Consider the following 1,230-nt stretch of genomic DNA (forward strand, 5'->3'; position numbering starts at 1 on the left):
TGACCCTGAACCAGAATTAGTCCCGGTCGGAAGTGGAGATTTCCGGCTTGGTTGAGTTGTCAGGCGAGGCGGATTCCCTTGCCTGACGGGCGAATTCGGCGGGTGTCATCCACTGCAATGCGGAGTGGGGACGAACCTCGTTATAGTACGTGCGCCAGTCGTCGATTTTGCTCTGAGCGTCAGCCAATGACAAGAACCAATGCGCGTTCAGACATTCCTGACGGAAGCGCCCGTTGAAGCTTTCGACCTTGGCGTTGTCAGTGGGCGTGCCCGGCCGGCTGAAATCCAATTCAACGCCATGTTCATACGCCCACCGGTCCATTGCCTTCGAGATGAATTCGCTGCCATTGTCGACCTTGATCGTGGCAGGGTGTCCGCGCATAGCGGTGATACGCGTCAGCGCTTCGACCACATGCTTTCCCTTCAGACTTTGCCCGACCTCGATGGCTAGGCATTCCCGGGTGTAGTTGTCGACGACGGTCAGTGTCCGTAGACGTCTCCCGTCGAACAGCGCATCCGCAACGAAATCCATGCTCCAGATTTCGTTGATCGCGGTCACGATATGCTTGGGCTGTCGCAGCCGAGCCGATTTGTTACGTCGTGGCCGCTTATGCCGCAGTGAAAGGCCCTCCGCCCGATACAGCCTGTAGACGCGCTTGCAGTTATCTCGCCAGCCTTCCCGTCGCAGGACCACGTGAACGCGCCGATACCCATAGTGCACGCGCGTGGCGGTGATTTCCTTGATACGCATGAGCAGCGCCGACGAATCACGCGCAACCGACTGATACCGATACAGCGAACGAGACATGCCAAACAACGCGCAAGTCTTCGTCAGGCTGGTTCGATAGCGATCACGCAATTCATCGATCAACATGCGCCGACGGGCAGGCTTCAGAGCTTTTTTGCGAGTACGTCCTGCAGCATGGCCTTGTCCAGGCTCAGGTCCGCCACAAGCCGTTTCAGCTTCGCGTATTCTTCTTCGAGCTGGCGCAAGCGGCGCAGCTCAGAAGGCCCCAACCCTCCGAATTTCTTCTTCCAGTTGTAGAAAGTCGCCTCGCTTATTCCGAGTTTGCGGCAGATCTCCTCGACCTTCGTACCCAGCTCGGCTTGCTTCAGGGCAAATGCGATCTGCTCTTCCGTAAATTTGCTCGTCTTCATGGCATGGCCTTCGTGTCCGCTTGGACACATCATGCCGAATTTCTCTACTTTTGCACCGGACTATTTCTTGGG

General features: G+C 56.8%; 1 protein-coding gene. It reads right to left on the bottom strand.

Going from position 1 to position 1,230, the window contains the following annotated elements; all coding sequences use genetic code 11:
* Positions 1-16: 16 nt before the first annotated feature.
* A protein-coding gene (locus tag WT53_RS25275; protein WP_088505778.1) for an IS3 family transposase occupies positions 17-1,158 on the bottom strand; the annotation gives its coding sequence in 2 pieces (ribosomal slippage) (positions 17-906 and positions 906-1,158; 1,143 coding nt in all).
* Positions 1,159-1,230: the final 72 nt, after the last annotated feature.

It is taken from the genome of Burkholderia sp. MSMB2157WGS (genome assembly GCF_001532755.1).
GTDB lineage: Bacteria > Pseudomonadota > Gammaproteobacteria > Burkholderiales > Burkholderiaceae > Burkholderia.